The following is a 20,722-nucleotide window of genomic DNA, read 5'->3' as shown; positions in this document are numbered from 1 at the left end:
TCCATTATGCTGGTCATCAAATGCCCCTATTGCGAAGAAGAGCGCGCAGAGCTCGAGTTTCGCGCCGCCGGTGAAGCGCATATCGCCCGCCCGGAAAACATTGCCTCGATCACGGACGAAGAGTTTGCGGATTACTTCTTCCTGCGTGACAACCCGAAGGGCCTGATCTTCGAACGCTGGCGCCATATTCATGGCTGCGGCCGCTTCTTCAATGCTGCCCGCGACACGATCTCCGACAAGATCCTGCTGACCTACAAGGTCGGTGAACCCATGCCCGATCCCGCAACACTGGTTGCCCCGTCTGCATCGAAGGGAGAAAAGGCATGAGCGCTGCCAACCGTATTCCCGGCAAGGGCCGCCTGACGCCGGCGCTGACTGCCCGCTTCACCATCGATGGCCGTACGCTGACCGCTTACGAGGGTGATACCGTGGCGTCTGCTATGATCGCCAATGGCATGCATCTCGCTGGCCGCTCGTTCAAGTATCACCGTCCGCGCGGCATCCTGACCGCAGGTCCGGAAGAGCCGAATGCGCTGCTCGACGTTTCGCGTGACTCCGCCCGCCGCCAGCCGAATGTGCGGGCGACCGTGCAGGAAGTCTTCGACGGCATGAAGATCGAGACGCAGAACCGCTGGCCGTCGCTGTCGCTCGACATCGGCGAGGTCAACAATCTGCTGTCGCCCTTCTTCGCCGCCGGCTTCTACTACAAGACCTTCATGTGGCCGAAGGCTGCCTGGCACCAGATCTATGAGCCCTTCATCCGTCGCGCCGCCGGTCTCGGCCATGCGCCGAAGGAAGCCGATCCGGATCATTACGCCAACCGCTACTCCCATTGCGACGTGCTGGTGATCGGTGGCGGTGCAGCTGGTCTGGCTTCTGCACTGGCTGCCGCCCAGACGGGCGTGCGCGTCATGATCGTCGACGAGCAGCCGGAAATGGGCGGTTCCTTCCACTTCGATACGGGCGCCACCGTCGATGGCCAGAGCGGCTGGGACTGGGCTCAAGCGACCGTTGCCACGCTGAAGGGCATGTCCAACGTCACCGTGCTCTCGCGCACGACCGCCTTCGGCTATCACAACCACAATTACGTGGCGCTGGTCGAACGCGTAACCGACCACATCGCCAAGCCGTCGAAGAACCAGCCGCGCGAGCGGCTGTGGCAGGTCCGTGCCAAGCGCGTGGTGATCGCCAGCGGTTCGATCGAACGCCATATGGTCTTCGCCAACAACGACCGTCCGGGCATCATGCTCGCCTCTGCCGGCCGCACCTATCTCAACCATTTCGGCGTCGCTGTCGGTGCCAAGGTCGGCGTCTACACGGCGCATGACTCGGCCTATGAAGCGGCGATCGACCTGAAGAAGGCGGGTGTTTCCGTGCCTGTGATCGTCGATCCCCGCGAAAAGCCGGGCGAGGGCGTTCTCGCACAGGCGCGTGCGCTCGGAATCGAAGTGCTGACCGGCCATGGTGTGATCGATACCGCAGGCCGTCTCCGCGTCCGCTCGATCACCGTTCGCCGCAATGGCGGCGGCTCCACGCGCAAGATCGAGGTCGATGCGCTCTTGATGTCGGCCGGTTGGACGCCATCGGTGCATATGTTCTCGCAGTCGCGCGGCAAGCTGAAATACGACGCCGCAAACGACCGCTTCCTGCCTGACGTCTATGTGCAGGATTGTGTGTCTGTCGGTGGGTGCAACGGCACCGACGATCTGCAGGCGCTGCTCGATGAAGCAACTTCTGCCGGTCTCTCCTCGGCCAGGGCTGCGGGCGCGACCGAAACGCCAGCCATCTCGCTATCAGGCGCCAACGCACATGCCTGGACCGGCGGCATGATCGGTGCTGCCGAGGGCGCTGGCCGCGAGGACAACGTTAAGGCTTTCGTCGATTTCCAGCATGACGTTTGCGCCAAAGACATTCGTCTGGCCGTGCGCGAGGGCATGCATTCGATCGAGCATATCAAGCGCTTCACGACGAACGGCATGGCCTCAGACCAGGGCAAGCTTTCTAACATGCATGGTCTTGCCATCGCAGCCGAGGTGCTCGGCAAGGAGATCCCGCAGGTCGGTCTCACCACTTTCCGCGCGCCCTATACGCCCGTCACCTTCGGCACGCTGATCAATCATTCGCGCGATGCGCTGTTTGATCCAGTACGCAAGACGCCGATGCATGCCTATGAAGTTTCCCAAGGTGCCGTCTATGAGGATGTCGGCAACTGGAAACGTGCCTGGTACTACCCCAGGGCTGGCGAAGACATGCATGCCGCCGTCAACCGTGAATGCAAGACGGTGCGTGACGCAGCCGGCGTGTTCAATGCCTCGACGCTTGGCAAGATCGAGGTCGTCGGGCCTGACGCGGCCGAGTTCCTCAACCTGATGTACACGAATGCCTGGGACACGCTGAAGCCCGGCAAGGCGCGCTATGGCATCATGACCCGCGAAGACGGCTTCATCTATGACGATGGTGTCGTCGGGCGCCTTGCCGAGGATCGCTTCCATGTGACCACCACGACCGGCGGGGCGCCCCGTGTCATGCACCACATGGAAGATTATCTGCAGACGGAATTCCCGCATCTGAAGGTCTGGCTCACTTCGACCACCGAACAATGGGCTGTTATCGCGGTCCAGGGTCCGAAAGCGCGCGACATCATCGCGCCTTTCGTCGAGGGCATCGACATCTCGAACGAGGCCTTCCCGCATATGAGTGTGGCCGAAGGCAAGTTCTGCGGTGTGCCGACGCGCCTCTTCCGCGTGTCCTTCACCGGCGAACTCGGCTTCGAAGTCAATGTGCCTGCCGATTTCGGTGCTGACGTCTTCCAAAAGATTTGGGAACGGGCCCAGTCGATGGGCGCCTGCCTCTACGGCACCGAGACCATGCACGTGCTGCGCGCCGAAAAGGGCTATATCATCGTTGGCCAGGACACCGACGGTACCTTGACGGCGGACGATGCCGGCCTCTCCTGGGCGGTATCGAAGAAGAAGACCGATTTCGTCGGTATTCGCGGCATGAAGCGGCCTGACCTCGTCAAGGAAGGCCGCAAGCAGCTCGTTGGGATGTTCACCAAGGATCCGAACGAAGTGCTGGAAGAGGGCGCGCAGATCGTCGCCAACCCGAACCAGCCGAAGCCGATGACCATGCTCGGGCATGTCACCTCGTCCTACTGGTCGGAAAACCTTGGCCGCTCGATCGCGATTGCCATGGTGGCCGGTGGCCGGGCCCGGATGGGTGAGACGCTTTACGTGCCGATGAAGGACAAGACCATCGCGGTGGAAGTCACCGACATGGTGTTCGTTGACAAGGAAGGAGGCCGCATCCATGGCTGATATGTCTGTTGCAGACCGCAAGACCGTTCTTGCCGGCTTCCACGGCGGCAGCGCCAAGGTGCGCCTCACCCCGGCACTTCCCGCGACCCGCGTGTCGCTGCGCGCCGGCGCCGATGCCGTCGCGGGCCTTTCCAAGACGCTCGGTCTGAAGCTGCCGACAAAGCCGAAGACGTCCGCCTCTGCCAAGGGCCGCACGGCCTTCTGGATCGGTCCGGACGAATGGTTCCTGATCGACGAGAAGGGCGATGCCTTGATGGCCGACTGCGCCACCTCCGGCGTGGTTCATTCGGCGGCGGACATCTCCCACCGCAACACGGCGATCATCGTTTCGGGGCCTGCCGCTGCCGACACGCTGAATGCGGCCTGCCCGCTCGACCTGTCGCTCGCCGCCTTCCCGGTGGGGGCGGTGACGCGCACCGTCTTCGGCAAGATCGAAATCATCCTCTACCGGGCCGAGGAAGAGACCTTCCGCGTCGAATGCTGGCGGTCCTTTGCGGAATATGCGTTCGGCATGCTCGCCGAGGGCGCGGAGGATGCCTCGCTCTGAGGGGCGAGGGTGTTTGATGCGATTTGAAGAGGCCGGGGCGACCCGGCCTTTTTGCGTTTGGGGGCGGATCTCGCTTCGGTCGGCGCCGCATGTTATTGTGCGAGCCGACACACCAGAGCAGGGAGGTCAAATCCAATGAGATCCTTGGGACAAGAGACCCTGAAGGCCGTGGAGGATCTGGTTGAGATCGGAGGTTTTGCCTCTCCGGATGAGGCCGTGCTTGCTGCCATCGAAGCCTGGCACCAAACGGCTGATGATCCCGCTCAACAGCTTGAGGCCATCCGGTTGAGGGTTCGTCGCTCGATCGACGACCCTCGTCCGAGCCTCAGCATAGACGAGGTCGATGCCGCGCTTGACGAGATGATGGCCGAGGCGCGACCGGTGTCGGGACGTGCGGCGCGCTAAGGTCCGCTTTCGCCCCGAGGCGTTGAACGATCTTCGAGACATATTCGCGTTCGTGCTGTCGCTCAGCCAATCGCCTGAGACTGCAAGACGCTATGTCGGCCGTATTCGTGCGCGCTGCGAGAAGGTCGGTGATGCGCCCTACGGCGGAGTGTCGAGAGATGATCTGGCTCCTGGGCTGCGCATGGTTCCGTTCGAGCACAGTGCAGTCGTGCTCTACCTGGTGGACGGCGGTGGCGTGGTGATCACTAACATTTTCTACGGACGGCGGAACTACGCCGCTTTGTTCGGCTCAGACGGCTGAGTCTTCCCATCCCACCCACTTCACCCAGCGCCCATGAAAATCCGCGCGGCCGATCTCGCGAGTTTCGCCCGCCGGCCAAAGCGTCAGCAGGAGTGCCGCACCCTCCGGCTTGCCGTCGGCCTCAAGCTGCAGGCGGGCGAGCGGTGCTGCATCCGTCGCGCGGGTACCTGCTTCTGCGATCAGCGCTTCACCTTCGGCCTTCAGCGCCGGCGGCAGATATTGCCAGGCGATGGTGTGGTAGATCACGTGCGTCATCCCGGGACGCGCCGACTTCAGACGCGTCTGTAGCAAGTCGATGGCATCTGCCTTTTCCACCTTCAATCCGCTCTCGGTGGCCATTGCGAGTGCGGCTGCCGTGCGGTCGATGCGATCCTGCTGGTCGGCCCAGATATAGGAGAAGAGCCGCAAGCGGTCGTCCTCTGAAGATGGATCGAGCGGGTTCAGGTCACAGCCGGCGCGTTCGGTGATCTCGATTGCGGTTTGCGGTGGCGGCGGGCCTTCCCAGCGTGGGGCGAGTTCGACGGCGGAGGCCTTGCCCCAGCGGAAATCTCCCAGTTGGTAGCTGTAGCGGTCCCATTGCAGGTTCAGCCCTGCGCTGGCGCCGACTTCCGAGAGCACAAGCGGCTTGCCGGTCTGCGCCGCAATCGTCAGGAAACCGGGTAGCAGGGCGGAGGAGCGGCGCACCTCGTTGGTCTGCGGGGCTGATTTCAGGCGCTCCAGCATGAAGGCCTCGTCGCGGCGGATGGCAGCCTCGATCGCAACCCAGAGCGTATCGTCGTCGACGGCATGGGGTGGGTAGACAGCTGCCAGGGCCGGGTCCTGGCCTGAGCGAACAAGGGCATGCAGCGTCCCGGCGAGCCGCAGCGCCAGGGCATCGCCGGTGCCGTCAGGATTGCCCGGCCAGCCGAGCACTTTTGCACCGACTTCGGTTTCCCCCGTCAGCCGCTCTGCCGCCAACGTGCAGAGGCGGGCGGTGAAGGGGGAGCCGAGATCGGCACAGGCCTTGGCTTGTCGCAGGAAACTCTGGCGGATCTGGTCTGCGCGGTCGTCACTCATGGTCTGAACGCCTTCCGTGTCAGACGCCTTCCGGACGATCCTTCGGGTCGAATTGCGAAATGGTGATCCAGTCGGCGGTGAGCGCTGCCTTGCGCTCGTCCTCGATCTGGACGGTTACCTCATAGGTGTTCATCAGCATGCCCGCGCCGCGAAAGCGGGCTTCGGCCAGCTTGAAGGAGCCGCGAATGCGCTTGCCTGTGCGTACCGGTGACATGAAGCGGACTTTTTCGAAGCCGTAATTGATGCCCATGGTCTGCTCGCGAATCTTCGGCAGGCAATTGTAGTTCATGGCCGACAGCAGCGAGAGCGTCAGGAAGCCATGGGCAATGGTGCCCCCAAACGGCGTTTCGGCGGCCGCGCGCACCGGGTCGGTATGGATGAACTGATGATCCATGGTGGCGCCGGCAAAGGCGTCGATCATCGGCTGGTCGACGGTGATCCAGTCGGACACGCCCACCACGGTTCCAACAAGGCCCGGCACGTCCTTGAGCGAAATCTCTTGCGGCATGAAAAGAACCTGATCCTTCAACAATTCCCGCAGGCTACAGCCGCTTGATGTCGGGCGGAAGAGGCTAACATCACTGCAGTGCAAAAACTCAGGTTTCAACGCAGAAATCGACGCTGCGGGGTTTCGCGGCAAACGTCGCGGCGCTGCGGCCGGTCTGCAGACGCCGCCATTTGCGTTTGCCCTGCGGCGGGAGCGCGAAATCAGTTGGCTCGGTCGATCGGTTGATAAGCACAGCGACGCGACAGTCGTTGCCGGTCTCCCGATCAATCGAGGTCAACATCATGGTGAAGGCGCCGAGATCGGGCGTCTCCCAGTCACCGACCGTCATCGGCTGGCCGTCTGTGTTAAGCCAGCTGACATCGCCGTCGCCGGTCAAAATACTCGTATCCATGAAGCAGGAGAAGCGCTGGCGCATGGCGGCAAGACGGGCGGTGGTTTCGATCAGCTCCTCGTCCGCCCCAGACCAGTCGAGCCAGGTGAGGGCATTGTCCTGGCAATAGGCATTGTTGTTGCCGCGTTGGCTGCGGCCGAACTCGTCGCCTGCCGTCAGCATGACAGCGCCCCGGCTGGCAAACAGCGTGGACAGCAGGGCTTCAACATCCTGCCTGCGCTTCTTCAGGATCGCCTTGTCGGAAGTTTCACCCTCGACGCCGTTGTTCCAGGAATGGTTCTCGTTGTGGCCGTCGCGGTTGTCCTCGCCGTTCGCCTCGTTGTGTTTGTGCGCGTAGGACACGAGGTCGTAGAGCGAGAAGCCGTCATGGGCGGCGATGAAGTTGACGCTGCGGGTCTGGCCGTGGCCGTCATGGGCGAAGAGATCGGCGGAGCCGGCTAGTGCCGTCGCGAGGTCGCCTGTCGTGCCAGCGTCACTACGCCAGTGGCGGCGGAAGGAATCGCGGGCGCGGTCGTTCCATTCGAGGAAGGCGTGCGGAAAGCGGCCGAGTTGATAGCCGCCCGGTCCGATATCCCAGGGTTCGGCAATCAGGATGCGATCTTCCAGCACTTCGTCTTCGAGGATGGCCCGGAGCGTGGGGGCATACGGATGGAAGCCGTCCCAGTGTCGGCCCATGATCGGGGCGAGGTCGAAGCGGAAACCGTCGATACCGGCTGACAGGACGAAGTGGCGGAGGGTGTCGACGATCAGCTGACGGACGAAGGGATGGTCGCAGGCGAGTGTGTTGCCGCAGCCGGTGTCGTTGACCAGCGTACCCGGATCATCGGCGACATGGCGGAAGAGCGATCGGTTGTCGATGCCGCGCAGCGAGAGCGTTGTGCCATGCACGTCGCTTTCGCCGGTATGGTTGAAGACGAGGTCGAGGATGACGCCGATGCCTTCGGCATGCAGCGCTGCGACCGTCTCCCTCAGTTCTTTCACCCCGCCTGGTACGAGGCGCGGATCGAGCGCCATCATGGCGACGGGGTTGTAGCCCCAGCTGTTGGTGAGGCCGAGCGGGGGCAGGTGCCGTTCGTCGATCCAGGCGGTGATCGGCATCAGTTCGACCATGTCGACGCCGATACGCCTGAGATGCGCGAGGATTGCGGGGTGGGCTAGGGCTGCGAGCGTGCCGCGTTGGGTGTCCGGCACATCCGGATGCAGCATGGTCAGCGCCTTGACGTTGACCTCGTAAATGAAGCCTGTGCGCTCGCCGAGGGGCATCATGGGCTTCAGCGGCTTGTGCGCCTTCAGGATCGCCTTCGGCATCAGGGCGGCGGTGTCGGTGCCGAACTGGCCAAGCCTGACATCATAGACGAAAGGGCGGTCCAGTTCGGTCGCATAGGGGTCGACCAGCAGTTTGGATGGATCGTACCAGTGCCCTTGCGCCGGGTCATACGGACCGTAGATGCGGAAGCCGTAGCGGGTGCCTTCCTTCACGCCCTCAACGAAGACATGATGCACATCGCCGTCGCCGCGGGTCAAAGAGAGACGGGCGAGTTCCGTCTCTCCCCCCTCATCGAAGAGGCAGAGTTCGACCCGCTCCGCATGATGCGACCAGAGACGGAAATCGGCACCGGTTTTGCCCAGGGTGGCTCCGAGCATCGGCTTGGTCATGGATCGCCTCGTGGTCCGGTTGATTCGCGCGCATTAGGGAACAATAGCAGGCGGGCGGCCCCGGACCAGAGCGGTTGCGCCTACATAGCCTTCAGGTTCACGGCTTTCACGGCCGCTTCCTTCCGTTCGCTATAGCGATCGGTCAGGTAGTCGGAGATGTCACGGGTGAGGTAGGTGAACTTCACCAGTTCCTCGCAGACATCGACGACGCGCTCGTAATAGGACGAGGGCTTCATTCGACCATCCGCGTCGAATTCCTGATAGGCCTTGGCGACCGAGGACTGGTTGGGAATGGTGATCATCCGCATCCATCGGCCGAGCAGGCGCATGGCGTTGACCGCGTTGAACGACTGCGAGCCGCCGGAGACCTGCATGACTGCGAGCGTCTTGCCCTGGGTCGGGCGGACGGCGCCAACGGACAGCGGGATCCAGTCGATCTGCGCCTTCATGATGCCGGTCAACGTACCGTGACGCTCGGGGCTCACCCAGACCTGACCTTCGGACCAGGCCGAGAGGTCGCGCAGTTCCTGCACCTTGGGATGGCTCACCGGTGCATCGTCGGGAAGCGGCAGGCCGGAGGGGTCGAATACCTTCACTTCTGCGCCGAAATGTTCGAGCAGACGCTTGGCCTCCATCGCCAGCAGGCGGCTATAGGAGACCTGTCGCAGTGAGCCATAGAGGATCAGGATGCGCGGCTTGTGGGTGGAAAAGGGGCGCCGCAGCGCCTCCAGATCCGGCATCCGCAGGTGATCGAGATCGGCGGCGGGCAGGTCAGCGTTGTGGTCAGACAATGCGCTTGCCCTCCGCATCGAGCACGGCCTCGCCGTCTTCCTTGACGAAGGCAGAGGTGAAGGCGTCTGGGGCCAAGATGTCGAGCACCAGCTCGGACGGCCGGCAGAGGCGCGTGCCCAAGTCGGTGACGACGAGCGGACGGTTGATCAGGATGGGGGTCGCGATCATGGCGTCGAGCAGCTGGTCGTCCGAGAGTGCCGGGTCGGCAAGGCCGAGTTCCTCATAGGGCGTGCCCTTTTCGCGGATCGCCTCACGCACCGAGAGACCTGAAGCGGCGATCATCTTCGCCAGCTCTTCCTTGCTCGGCGGGGTCTTCAGATATTCGATCACATCGGGCTCGATCCCGGCGTGGCGAATGATTTCAAGCGTGTTGCGCGAGGTCCCGCAGGCCGGGTTGTGATAAATGGTGACGTTCATGAAATTTCAGGCCTTTGCTTGATTGGCGGATCTGGCGGAAACGGCGTTGCCGGCCTCGTACCAGCCCTTGCTGCGATTGACGACGGCGACCAGTGCCAGCATCACGGGCACTTCGATCAGCACGCCGACGACGGTGGCCAAGGCGGCGCCCGAATTGAAGCCGAAGAGGCTGATCGCCGTTGCGACGGCCAGTTCGAAGAAGTTGGAGGCGCCGATCAGGGCGGAGGGGCCGGCGATGCAATGGGCTTCGCCGGTCATGCGGTTTGCCAGATAGGCGAAGCCGAAGATGAAGACCGTCTGCAGGAAGATCGGCACGGCGAGGATCGCGATCACGATCGGCTGGGCGAGGATCTGGTTGCCCTGGAAGGCGAAGAGCAGGACGACGGTCAGCAGCAGCGCGCCGATCGAGAGCGGCTGGATATTGTCCTGGAAGCGTTGCAGGGCGCGACCGTCACCTTTGCCGAGTGCCTGGCGCAGGATCTGCGCCACGATTACGGGCACGACGATGAAGAGCGCGACGGAGATCAGAAGCGTATCCCAGGGCACGATGATCGAGGAGACACCGAGCAGGATGGCAACGATCGGGGCGAAGGCAACCACCATCACGGCATCGTTGAGCGCAACCTGCGTGAGCGTGAAGGGCGCATCGCCGCGCGTCAGGTTGGACCACACGAAGACCATGGCGGTGCAGGGTGCGGCCCCGAGCAGGATGAGGCCGGCGATATAGCTGTCGATCTGATCGCTGGGCAGGAACGGCGCAAACAGCCAGCCGATGAAGATCCAGCCAAGCACGGCCATGGAGAAGGGCTTGACTGCCCAGTTGGCAAAGAGCGTGACGCTCATGCCACGCCAATGGGTGCCCACTTCGCGGATGGCGGCGAAGTCGATCTTCATCAGCATCGGAATGATCATCAGCCAGATGAGCACGGCGACCGGCAGGTTGACCTTGGCGATCTCGGCCGAGCCAATGAGCTGAAAGAGGCCGGGGAAAACCGAACCGAGCGCGATGCCGGCGGCAATCGCCAGCGCGACCCAGAGGGTCAGGTAGCGTTCAAATGTGGACATGGTTCAGGCGACCTCAGGATTTGAAGCGTTGGACGTCTTGCCGATGTCTTCCAGACGCTTCTGCAGCGAGAGCTTGTCGAGGCTCGCTATCGGGAGGCTGACGAAGATCGAAATGCGGTTGGTCAGCATCCGTCCGGCATCGGCGAAGGCGAAATGGCGCTCGGCTTCCGTGCCCTCGGCAGCAGCCGGATCCGGCACGCCCCAATGGGCGGTCATTGGCTGACCGGGCCAGACGGGGCAGGCTTCGGCGGCGGCGTTGTCGCAGACGGTGAAGACGAAATCGAGTTGAGGAGCGCCGGGCGCTGCAAACTCGTCCCAGTTCTTCGAACGCGCGAAGCTGGTGTCGTAGTTCAGACCTTTCAGCAGTTGCAGCGTGTAGGGATGCACCTCGCCCTTCGGCTGGGAGCCGGCGGAATAGGCCTTGAACCTGCCCTGGCCGAGCCGGTTCAGGATCGCTTCGGCTATGATCGAACGGGCGGAGTTGCCGGTGCAGAGGAAGAGAACATTGTAGATCTTGTCGGACATGACAGGTCTCTCAGTTGGGGCGGGTGACTTCGAGGGTGGGGGAACAGCAGGCGAGATCGTCGATCAGCGGCTGGCAGAGGGCGGCATTGCCGCCGCAGCAATCCTTGAGAAGGTAGAGGGCAACCGCGCGGAAGCGATCGAGATCGGCGCGGTAGATGATCGAGCGGCTTTGGCGCTCGCCCGTGACGAGGCCCGCCTGGGACAGTGTCGACAGATGCGCCGACATGGTGTTTTGCGGCACGCCGATCAGGCGCGCGAGTTCGCCGGCGGGAATACCGTCTGGTTCATGCGCCACCAACAGACGGAAGGTCTGCAGGCGGGTCGGCTGGGCCAAGGCGGCAAGCGCCGCGATCGTCGTTTTTTCATCCATACTTCCAGAATAGTGGATATATTGGGTGAGTCAATCCGTTGATCGGCCAAATACGAAAACCCCCGACCTTTGCAGGCCGGGGGCTCAAAATCCGCTCGAAGGACTGCTGCGATCAGGTGATGACCGTCGGCTCGTTCATGCCCGTGTAACGCTTGATCTCGGCGACTTCCTCGGCAGCCGCAATCAGGTCGGCCAGAGCCGCCTGCGTTTCGATGCCGTGGCGGCTGGCGTCGGGCTCGTAGCGTTCGACATAGAGACGCAGCGTCGCGCCCGAGGTGCCGGTGCCGGAGAGGCGGAAGACGATGCGGCTGCCGCCTTCGAAGAGAATGCGGATGCCCTGGTTCTTCGAGACGGAGTGGTCGATCGGGTCGTGATAAGCGAAGTCGTCGGCAGCGCTGACAACAAGGCCATTGATCGTGGTGCCCGGCAGGCTGCCGAGCTTGGCCCGCAGAGCGGTGACAAGCGCGTTGGCATTGTCCGTATCGACGCCTTCATAGTCGTGGCGGGAGTAGTAGTTGCGGCCGTATTCGGCCCAATGGGCCTCGACGATCTCTTTGACGCTCTGTTTGCGGGCGGCCACGATGTTGAGCCAGAAGAGTACGGCCCAGAGACCGTCCTTCTCGCGCACGTGGTCGGAGCCGGTGCCGAAGCTTTCTTCGCCGCAGACGGTGACCTTGCCGGCATCCATCAGATTGCCGAAGAATTTCCAGCCGGTCGGGGTCTCATACATGCCGATACCGAGCTTTTCCGCGACGCGGTCGGCGGCAGCACTGGTCGGCATGGAGCGGGCGATGCCGGCAATGCCTTGTCTGTAGCCAGGAGCGCAGGTGGCGTTGGCGGCGATCATCGCCAAGCTGTCGGAGGGGGTGACGAACATGCCCTTGCCGACCACCATGTTGCGGTCACCGTCGCCATCGGAAGCAGCACCGAAGTCCGGACCATCGGCGCTCATGACGTCGTCATAGAGCTCCTTGGCATGGACTAGGTTCGGGTCCGGGTGGTGGTGGCCGAAGTCGGGGAGGGGGACTTCGTTGCGGACGGATCCGGCGGGAGCGCCCAAGCGCTTTTCGAGGATCTCAACGGCATAGGGGCCGGTGACGGCGCTCATCGAATCGATCACCACGCGGAAGCCGCCAGAGATCAGCGAGCGGATGGCCGGGAAGTCGAAGAGCGTTTCCATCAGGTCGGCATAGTCGGTGACCGGGTCGATCACCTCGACCGTCATGCCGGCGAGATCGAAGCTTCCGACCGTATCGAGGTCGATATCGGCGACGTCGGCGATTTTGTAACTATCGATGTTACGGGTGCGGTCGAAGATCGCGTCGGTGATCTTCTCCGGTGCCGGGCCGCCATTGCCGATATTGTATTTAATGCCGAAGTCTTCGGTCGGGCCGCCGGGATTGTGGCTGGCCGAAAGCACGATGCCGCCAAAGGCATGGTATTTGCGGATGACATGCGAGGCGGCCGGCGTCGACAGAATGCCGCCCTTGCCAACCATGACCTTGCCGAAGCCATTGGCGGCGGCCATTTTCAGAGCGACCTGGATGACTTCGCGGTTGTAATAGCGGCCGTCGCCGCCGATGACCAGCGTCTGGCCCTCGAAGCCCTCCAGGCTGTCGAAGATTGCCTGGATGAAGTTCTCCGCATAGTTCTCCTGCTGGAAGACCGGAACCTTCTTGCGCAGTCCCGACGTGCCGGGCTTCTGGTCCGCATAGGGTTTCGTGGAGACGGTCAAAATCATCGATTACAGGCCTTTCGAAACGAGGCGTTGATAAAGGTCGGCATAGGTCGCGCCGCTCCTGTTCCAGGAGACTTCGGATTTCATGCCCTGCTTCTGCATTTGCGACCAGAGACGATGGTCACTGTAGAGGCGAAGCGTGCGGCGGATGGCGCGGCGGAGGGCATCGACGGTTACCGGCGCAAACTGAACGCCGGTTGCAACGCCTGCAGCCAAGGCCGCTTCATTGGCGTCGATAATGGTATCAGCGAGGCCGCCGGTGCGGGCAACAAGCGGAACACAGCCATAGCGAAGGGCGTAGAGCTGGGTCAGGCCGCAAGGTTCGAAGCGCGAGGGCACGAGGATGATGTCGGAACCGGCCTGCATGACATGGGACAGTCCTTCGTCATAGCCCAGCACCATGCTGACTCGGCCGCGATGATGGGCGGCGGCGTTCTGCAGGGCGGCCTCGATCCCGCTTTCCCCGGAACCGAGGATTGCCAACCTGCCGCCGGCATTGACGATCTCGTCGATGACGTCAGGCAGCAGGTCCAACCCCTTCTGCCAGGTCAGGCGGGAGATGACGCAAAAGATCGGGCCGTCGTCGCCATCGAAGGCGAAGCGCTCGACCATGGCCGCCCGGTTGCCGGCGCGTTTCTTCAGCGCGGTGCCCGAGTATTTGCTGGCCAACAAAGGGTCTGCGGAAGGGTCCCAGATCTCGGCATCGATGCCGTTGACGATGCCGTAGAGGTCGGCGGCACGGCTGGCAATGACGCCGTCGAGACCCATGCCGAATTCCGGCGTCAGGATCTCCTCCGCATATGAGGGGCTGACCGTGGAGAGCGCATGCGCGGTGACGAGACCGCTTTTCAGGTAGCTGATCGTGCCGTAATATTCGAGCGCCTCGTGCCAGGCATGACCCGGCAGGCCGAGATAGGGGAAGAGTGTGGCGCCGAACTGGCCCTGGAAGGCGATGTTGTGGATGGTGAGAAGGCTCGGCACTTCCGGCGCTTCGGCATAGCGCATGTAAACGGGAACCAGTGCACCCTGCCAGTCATGCACATGCACCAGTTCCGGCTTGAAGCTCGGCAGCACGCCCGCCGCGATCTCGGCGCCCACCTTGGAGAGAACGGCGAAGCGCTTCCAATTGTCGGGATAGTCGCGCCCCTGGGTGTCGAGATAGGGACCGCCCGAACGCTCGTAGAGTGGCGGGCAGTCGAGGATCAGGAGATCGAGGCCTTCGTGTTTCACCTCGAGAAGTATGACCCGCTCGTCGAGGATATCCTCGAATTCGTGGACCTTCTTCGGCTTCTTCACCGCCTTCATCACGGCCGGATAGCCGGGGATCAACGTTTTCGTCTCGACGCCATGGGCGGCGAGCGCGATCGGCAAAGCGCCCGCGACGTCGGCGAGGCCTCCGGTCTTGATCAGCGGATAGAGTTCGGAGGCGACCGAAAGGACCTTCATGGATGCGGCTAACCCAGTTTGTCGATCATCGACTGCGTGATGAGGCAAATCCCGTTTTCGCTGCGGCGGAAGCGCTTGGCATCCATTTCCGGATCCTCGCCGACGATCAGCCCCTCAGGGATCACCACGCCATGGTCTATCACGACATTTGTGAGACGCGCATGACGGCCGATCTGCACCTTGGGCAGGACAACGGCGCCCTCGAGTCGGGAATAGGAATTGGCGCGCACGCCGGTAAACAACAGGCTCTTGTAGAGCGCCGAACCGGAGATGATGCAGTCGCCCGAGACCAGCGACGAGATCGCCGAGCCGCGGCGGCCCTCGTCGTCATGGACGAATTTCGCCGGCGGCGTGATCTCGGAATAGGTCCAGATCGGCCAGGACTTGTCGTAGAGGTCGAGTTCGGGAACGATGTCGGTCAGGTCGATATTCGCCTGCCAATAGGCGTCGATGGTGCCGACGTCGCGCCAGTAGGGCTCCCGTTCGAAGTCGGAACGGACGCAGGACTGGGCGAATCGGTGGGCGACCGCTTTCCCGCTCTTCACCACATAGGGGATGATGTCCTTGCCGAAATCGCGGCTGGACTCCGGGTCTGCGGCGTCACGGCGCAGCAATTCCATCAGGAACTTGGTGTGGAAGACATAGATGCCCATGGAGGCAAGCGCGTGGTCTTCGTTGCCGGGAATGCCCGGCGGATCGGCGGGCTTCTCGACGAAGTCGATGATCCGGTCGGTCGCATCGACATGCATGACGCCGAAGCCGGTTGCTTCCATGCGCGGCACTTCCAGGCAGCCGATGGTCACATCTGCGCCAGAGGTGACGTGCTGGCGCAGCATCAGCTCGTAATCCATCTTGTAGATGTGGTCGCCGGCAAGGATGACCATGTATTCCGGCGCGTAGGATTCGATGATGTCGGCGTTCTGGTAGACGGCGTCGGCGGTGCCTTCATACCACTGCGTCTCGGACACACGCTGCGAGGCGGGGAGGATGTCGAAGCTCTCGTTGCGCTCGGGGCGGAAGAAGTTCCAGCCGAGCTGCAGGTGGCGGATGAGCGAATGGGCCTTGTACTGCGTGGCCACCCCGATACGGCGGATGCCGGAGTTCAAGGCGTTGGAAAGGGCAAAGTCGATGATGCGCGCCTTGCCGCCGAAATAGACGGCGGGCTTGGCGCGCCGGTCCGTCAACTCCTTCAGGCGGCTGCCGCGGCCGCCGGCCAGAACATAGGCCATGGCATCACGCGACAGGCTTCGTGCCGTTTTTTCGCTCATTTCTTTCCTCCCCTTACTGTTCCAGTTCCAGCATGATCACGGCCAGCGGCGGCAGGGTCAGCCCTGCTTTTGCCCATCCGCTTCCCGTGGCATGCGCCTCCACGCGGCCACCATTGCCCTTGCCGCTGCCACCATAGATTTCGGCATCGGTATTCAGTATCTCACGCCAACGGCCCGCCGCAGGCAAGTTCAATTCGTATCGCTCGTGATAGGTCGGCGTCAGGTTGCAAATGACGGCCACCGGCTTTTCGCCAGGCGCCTTGCGCAGCCAGGCGAGCACCGAATTCTCCTGGTCATCGGCATTGATCCATTCGAAGCCTTCGCCCTCACAATCACGGGCATGCAGTGCAGGCTTCGAGCGATAGGTGAAGTTCAGATCGCGGATCAGTCGGCGCATGCCCTCGTGTGGGGCATAGTCGAGCAGGTTCCAGTCGAGCGAACGAGCCTCGGACCATTCGCCCCACTGGGCGAATTCCTGACCCATGAACAGCAGCTTCTTGCCCGGATGGCCCCACATGTAACCGTAATAGGCGCGGAGATTGGCGAATTTCTGCCAGTCGTCGCCGGGCATCTTGGCAATCATCGAGCCCTTGCCGTGCACCACTTCGTCGTGGCTGATCGGCAGAACGAAGTTTTCCGAGAAGGCATAGAGCAGGCCGAAGGTCAGTTCCTGGTGATGGTACTTCCTGTAGATCGGATCGCGGGCAAAATAGCTCAGCGTGTCATGCATGAAGCCCATGTTCCACTTGAAGCCGAAGCCGAGGCCACCTTCATGGACGGGCTGCGAGACCTTGGGCCAGGAGGTGCTCTCTTCGGCAATGGTCATGATGCCGGGATGGCTGCCATAGACATGGTGGTTCATCTGCTGGAGGAAACGGACCGCCTCCAGGTTTTCGCGACCGCCATATTCATTGGGGATCCACTCGCCTTCCTTGCGGGAATAATCGAGGTAGAGCATCGAGGCGACGGCATCGACGCGCAAACCGTCGAGGTGGAATTTCTCCGCCCAGTAGAGCGCGTTGTTGATCAGGTAGGACAAAACCTCCTGGCGACCGAAATTGTAGATCGCGGTGTTCCAGTCCGGGTGGAAGCCCTGGCGCGGGTCGGCATGTTCATAGAGCGCGGTGCCGTCGAAATGGCGAAGCCCGTGCGCATCGGTCGGGAAATGCGCCGGTACCCAGTCGAGGATGACGCCGAGGCCGACCTTGTGGCAGCCGTTGACGAAACGGGCAAAACCCTCCGGCTCGCCGAAGCGGGCGCTCGGCGCATAAAGACCAGTTGTCTGGTAACCCCAGGACGGGTCGTAAGGGTGCTCGGTGACCGGCATGAATTCGATATGGGTAAAGCCCATGTCGACGCAGTAAGGGATGAGCCGGGCTGCCATTTCGTCCCAGGACAGCATGGAGCCGTCATCGCGGCGCTGCCATGAACCGGCATGGACCTCGTAGATCGAGATCGGCTGGCGGCGCTGATCGATGCTTGCCCAGTGCTTGCGATGAGCCTCGTCGTCCCAGTCCTGTTCGAGCTCGGGTGTCGTCATGGAGGCGTTTTTCGGCCGCATCTCTGCGCGGCGGGCAAAGGGGTCGGCCTTTAGGGGCTGAAGCTCGCCATGCGGTCCGACGATTTCGAACTTGTAGGTGGCGCCGGCCCGGACATCGGGGGCGAAGATTTCCCAGATGCCCGTGTCACGGCGCAGACGCATGACATGCAGGCGGCCGTCCCAGTCGTTGAAGTCGCCGACGACGGAGACGCGGCGGGCATTGGGGGCCCAGACGGCGAAGTGGAAGCCGTCGACACCCTGATGCTTGATCGGGTGGGCGCCCATCTTGTCGAAAAGGCGCAGGTGCGATCCTTCCTTGATGAAGTAATCGTCCATCGGCCCGAGGATCGGCCAGAAGCTGTAGGGATCGGTGACGGTCCATTCGGCATCGCCGCGGGTAGCGCGATAGCGCACCGGCAGCACGCCATCGAGCTTGACCGGGCCGGAAAAGAAGCCGGCATCGTGATGCTGGACCAGTTCGCCGATCGGCTCTCCGGCGAGATTATAGGCGATGACGGTTTCAGCGCCGGGGATGAAGCAGCGGGCAACATGGCCAGCGCCTGCCTCGTGCACGCCGAGAAAGGCGAAGGGGTCGCCATGCGTCCCATGGATGATCGCTTCGATTTCTGCTGCCGACGGTGTGTCCGGCTTCGCTACGTCACCGCTCCTCTTCGGTGATTTTGCCATCAAGCTCTCCAGATATCCGCGTTGTATTGCCGGATGGTACGGTCCGATGAGAACCAGCCCATGCGCGCCGTGTTGCGGATGGTCTTGGAATACCAGGCGGATTTGTCATTCCAGATGTCGTCCACGTCGCGCTGCGCCTTGGCATAGGCGTCGAAGTCGGCGGCGACCATGAACCAGTCATGCTGGTAGATGCCCTGCATCAGGTCGGCATAGCGGTCGCGATCGTCAGGCGAGAAGACACCCGAGGCGATCGACGAAAGCGCCTGTTGCAGTTCGCGCGAGGCATCGATCGCAGCGCGGGGATCGTGTCCCTCGGCCCGCACGCGACCCACCTCGTCGGCGGTCATTCCAAAAATCACGATGTTCTCCTCGCCCACATGATCGCGCATTTCGACATTGGCGCCGTCGAGCGTTCCAATTGTCAGCGCACCGTTCAACGCGAACTTCATGTTTCCGGTTCCGGATGCTTCCATGCCGGCGGTAGAAATCTGTTCGGAGAGGTCGGCGGCGGGCACCATGACCTCGGCGAGCGAGACATTGTAGTTGGGGATGAAGACGACCTTCAGCAGACCGCGCACCGAAGGATCGGTGTTGATGACGCGGGCGACGTCGTTTGCCAGTTTGATGATCAGTTTGGCATTGTGGTAGCTGGGCGCTGCCTTGCCGGCGAAGAGTTTGACGCGCGGGACCCAGTCGCGTTCCGGATGAGACCGGATCTGGTCGAAAAGGGCGACCGTCTCGATGATGTTCAGAAGCTGGCGCTTGTATTCGTGGATACGCTTGATCTGGATGTCGAACATCGCCTGTGGGTCGATCTTGATGCCCATGCGGCTTGCGACAAGGCTTGCCAGCTTCTGCTTGTTGGCGAACTTCACGGCCGCGAACTTCTGCTGGAAAGAGGCGTCGTCGGCGAAGGCATCGAGACCCTTCAGCTTCGTTGCATCATCGAGGAAGTCGGGGCCGATAGCTTCCGTGATCAGATCCGTCAGGTCCGGATTGCACTGCATCAGCCAGCGGCGCGGCGTGATGCCGTTGGTCTTGTTGTTGATGCGCGTTGGGTAGAGCTTGTGGAGATCGGCAAAGACCGTCTCCTTCATCAGCTCCGTGTGGAGCGCCGAAACACCGTTGATCGAATGGGAGCCGATGAAGGCGAGATTGCCCATGCGCAGGCGCCGGTCGCCGCTCTCGTCGATCAGCGAGATCTGGCGGATCTCATGGTCGTTGAAGCCACGGTTCTTGCGGGCGTCGAGCAGGATCTTGGCGTTGATCGCGTAGACGAGCTGCATGTGGCGCGGCAGCAGACGCTCAAACAGCGGCACCGGCCAGCTTTCCAGCGCTTCCGGTAGGAGCGTGTGGTTGGTGTAGGAGAAGGTGTGGCGGGTGATTTCCCAGGCCTCGTCGAAGGCAACGCCATGCACGTCGACCAGAAGGCGCATCAGCTCGGCGACGGAGACGGCCGGGTGGGTGTCGTTCAGCTGGATCGCGACCTTGTCCGGCAGCTGGGCGAGCGTATTGCCCTGCTGCAGGTGACGTCGCACGATGTCCTGCAGCGAGGCCGAACAGAAGAAGAATTCCTGGCGCAGGCGCAATTCCTGGCCGGCAGGGGTCGCATCGGCCGGATAGAGGACACGGGTGAGGGATTCCGCCTTGTTGCTCTCGCGCAGCGCGCCGATATGGTCGCCGGCGTTGAAGGCGTCGAGAAGGATCGGGTCGATTGGCTGGGCCGACCAGAGGCGCAGCGTGTTGACGCGCTCACCGCGCCAGCCGACGGCCGGGGTGTCGTAGGCAGTGGCGATCACGCGCTCGCCCTGCTTCCAGACGTAGCGTGGCTCGCCATCGGGACCATCCACGGTCTCCACGGTGCCACCGAAGCCGACTTCGTAGGAACTTTCGCGGCGCTCGAATTCCCAGGGGTTGCCGTGGGCCAGCCAGCTTTCCGGCAGCTCGACCTGCCAGCCATCTGCCATCTGCTGGCGGAAGAGGCCATGCACGTAGCGAATGCCATAGCCATAGGCCGGGATGTTGACGGTTGCCATACTCTCCATGAAGCAGGCGGCGAGACGACCGAGGCCGCCATTGCCGAGTGCTGCATCGGGCTCGAGGCCCGCGATGACATCGAATTCGACCGAGAGGGATTGAAGCGCCTGGCGCATGTCGTCGATCAGGCCGAGGTTCGACATGGCATCGCGCAGCAGACGGCCGATCAGGAACTCCAGCGACAGGTAATAAACCCGCTTGCCGTTGTTCATGTAGGTGTTGCGGGTGGATTCCATCCATGTGTCGATGATGCGGTCGCGCACCACGAGGATGGTCGCGGTCAGCCAGTCATGCGGGGTCGCGACCTTGGCATCCTTGCCGATGCTGTAGGTCAGCTTGTCCATGATCTCGGCGGCCAGGGCGTCCGGATCGGAAACGCCGCGCTTGGGAAGGGGAAGGTCGACTTTGTGGGGAGTCTTGATCATCGGTCCGCCTGGCGTTGTTCGTGTCTCCGGGCGGCTTCGAAGCGATTGCCGGTGCCGGCCCCTTGGACGGCAGTTTACGCATCGAAATGAAACAGTTGCAACAGGCGGGAGGCTGTGAGGATGATTTTGTTCCGAGCGCGGCCTTGGTGCTCAACATCCTGTTCTAATTATATTATCTTGAAAGCGTGAAGAAACGATAAGACCGCAGCCATGGCAGCTGCGGTCAAATTG

General features: G+C 62.4%; 18 protein-coding genes. 5 read left to right on the top strand and 13 right to left on the bottom strand.

Annotated features, from left to right (window positions below):
• Positions 1 to 6: 6 nt before the first annotated feature.
• The 5 genes from QWE_RS14715 (at position 7) to QWE_RS14695 (ending at position 4,570) form a co-directional block, all read left to right on the top strand.
• Positions 7 to 327: a sarcosine oxidase subunit delta gene (locus QWE_RS14715; RefSeq protein WP_006726942.1), complete on the top strand. Its 321-nt coding sequence runs from the start codon at positions 7 to 9 to the stop codon at positions 325 to 327.
• Positions 324 to 3,317, top strand: coding sequence for a sarcosine oxidase subunit alpha (locus QWE_RS14710; RefSeq protein ID WP_006726941.1), 2,994 nt, complete (start codon positions 324 to 326; stop codon positions 3,315 to 3,317). The genes QWE_RS14715 and QWE_RS14710 overlap by 4 nt, the downstream gene beginning before the upstream one ends.
• Positions 3,310 to 3,864 (top strand): sarcosine oxidase subunit gamma, encoded by a 555-nt coding sequence (locus QWE_RS14705; protein ID WP_006726940.1) that lies wholly within the window; start codon positions 3,310 to 3,312, stop codon positions 3,862 to 3,864. Before QWE_RS14710 ends, QWE_RS14705 begins: the two co-directional genes overlap by 8 nt.
• Before the next feature lie 135 nt (positions 3,865 to 3,999).
• A complete protein-coding gene (locus QWE_RS14700) occupies positions 4,000 to 4,269 on the top strand; it encodes a ribbon-helix-helix domain-containing protein (protein ID WP_006726939.1) in 270 nt (89 codons plus the stop codon).
• Positions 4,256 to 4,570, top strand: a complete 315-nt coding sequence (locus QWE_RS14695; protein ID WP_006726938.1) for a type II toxin-antitoxin system RelE/ParE family toxin — start codon at positions 4,256 to 4,258, stop codon at positions 4,568 to 4,570. Before QWE_RS14700 ends, QWE_RS14695 begins: the two co-directional genes overlap by 14 nt.
• Here QWE_RS14695 and QWE_RS14690 read toward each other — a convergent pair.
• The 13 genes from QWE_RS14690 to QWE_RS14630 all read right to left on the bottom strand — a co-directional run bounded on the left by QWE_RS14690 (position 4,559) and on the right by QWE_RS14630 (position 20,491).
• Positions 4,559 to 5,626, bottom strand: a complete 1,068-nt coding sequence (locus QWE_RS14690) for a DUF2332 domain-containing protein (RefSeq protein ID WP_006726937.1) — start codon at positions 5,624 to 5,626, stop codon at positions 4,559 to 4,561. The two genes, QWE_RS14695 and QWE_RS14690, sit on opposite strands and share 12 nt — an antisense overlap.
• A gap of 19 nt (positions 5,627 to 5,645) precedes the next feature.
• Positions 5,646 to 6,134, bottom strand: coding sequence for a MaoC family dehydratase (locus tag QWE_RS14685; RefSeq protein ID WP_006726936.1), 489 nt, complete (start codon positions 6,132 to 6,134; stop codon positions 5,646 to 5,648).
• An 88-nt stretch (positions 6,135 to 6,222) separates the two neighbouring features.
• Positions 6,223 to 8,181 carry a glycogen debranching protein GlgX gene (glgX, locus tag QWE_RS14680; RefSeq protein WP_006726935.1) on the bottom strand — a complete coding sequence of 653 codons (1,959 nt, stop codon included), beginning with the start codon at positions 8,179 to 8,181 and terminating at the stop codon, positions 6,223 to 6,225.
• Between the two features lie 80 nt (positions 8,182 to 8,261).
• On the bottom strand, positions 8,262 to 8,990 hold the full coding sequence (gene arsH, locus QWE_RS14675) for an arsenical resistance protein ArsH (RefSeq protein WP_006726934.1): 729 nt from the start codon (positions 8,988 to 8,990) through the stop codon (positions 8,262 to 8,264).
• Positions 8,965 to 9,390 (bottom strand): arsenate reductase (glutaredoxin), encoded by a 426-nt coding sequence (gene arsC / locus QWE_RS14670; RefSeq protein ID WP_006726933.1) that lies wholly within the window; start codon positions 9,388 to 9,390, stop codon positions 8,965 to 8,967. The genes arsH and arsC overlap by 26 nt, the downstream gene beginning before the upstream one ends.
• 6 nt (positions 9,391 to 9,396) lie before the next feature.
• A complete protein-coding gene (arsB, locus tag QWE_RS14665; protein ID WP_006726932.1) occupies positions 9,397 to 10,455 on the bottom strand; it encodes an ACR3 family arsenite efflux transporter in 1,059 nt (352 codons plus the stop codon).
• Between the two features lie 3 nt (positions 10,456 to 10,458).
• Positions 10,459 to 10,980, bottom strand: a complete 522-nt coding sequence (locus QWE_RS14660) for an arsenate reductase ArsC (RefSeq protein WP_006726931.1) — start codon at positions 10,978 to 10,980, stop codon at positions 10,459 to 10,461.
• A gap of 10 nt (positions 10,981 to 10,990) precedes the next feature.
• Positions 10,991 to 11,350 carry an ArsR/SmtB family transcription factor gene (locus QWE_RS14655; protein ID WP_006726930.1) on the bottom strand — a complete coding sequence of 120 codons (360 nt, stop codon included), beginning with the start codon at positions 11,348 to 11,350 and terminating at the stop codon, positions 10,991 to 10,993.
• A gap of 112 nt (positions 11,351 to 11,462) precedes the next feature.
• A complete protein-coding gene (locus QWE_RS14650; protein WP_006726929.1) occupies positions 11,463 to 13,091 on the bottom strand; it encodes an alpha-D-glucose phosphate-specific phosphoglucomutase in 1,629 nt (542 codons plus the stop codon).
• Positions 13,092 to 13,094: 3 nt separating this feature from the next.
• Entirely contained in the window at positions 13,095 to 14,534 is a 1,440-nt protein-coding gene (glgA, locus tag QWE_RS14645) for a glycogen synthase GlgA (protein ID WP_006726928.1), read from the bottom strand.
• 8 nt (positions 14,535 to 14,542) lie between these two features.
• Positions 14,543 to 15,802 (bottom strand): glucose-1-phosphate adenylyltransferase, encoded by a 1,260-nt coding sequence (gene glgC, locus QWE_RS14640; RefSeq protein WP_006726927.1) that lies wholly within the window; start codon positions 15,800 to 15,802, stop codon positions 14,543 to 14,545.
• Between the two features lie 13 nt (positions 15,803 to 15,815).
• The gene (glgB, locus tag QWE_RS14635) at positions 15,816 to 18,029 is read right to left on the bottom strand and encodes a 1,4-alpha-glucan branching protein GlgB (protein ID WP_006726926.1); all 2,214 of its coding nucleotides are present in this window, start codon (positions 18,027 to 18,029) and stop codon (positions 15,816 to 15,818) included.
• Positions 18,029 to 20,491 carry a glycogen/starch/alpha-glucan phosphorylase gene (locus QWE_RS14630; protein WP_006726925.1) on the bottom strand — a complete coding sequence of 821 codons (2,463 nt, stop codon included), beginning with the start codon at positions 20,489 to 20,491 and terminating at the stop codon, positions 18,029 to 18,031. Before QWE_RS14630 ends, glgB begins: the two co-directional genes overlap by 1 nt.
• Positions 20,492 to 20,722 lie beyond the last annotated feature (231 nt).

The sequence above is a fragment of the Agrobacterium albertimagni AOL15 genome, assembly GCF_000300855.1.
In the GTDB taxonomy this organism is placed as follows: Bacteria; Pseudomonadota; Alphaproteobacteria; order Rhizobiales; family Rhizobiaceae; genus Allorhizobium; species Allorhizobium albertimagni.
Note: the sequence above shows the minus strand (reverse complement) of the source record. Positions and strands in the feature narration are given on the sequence as shown.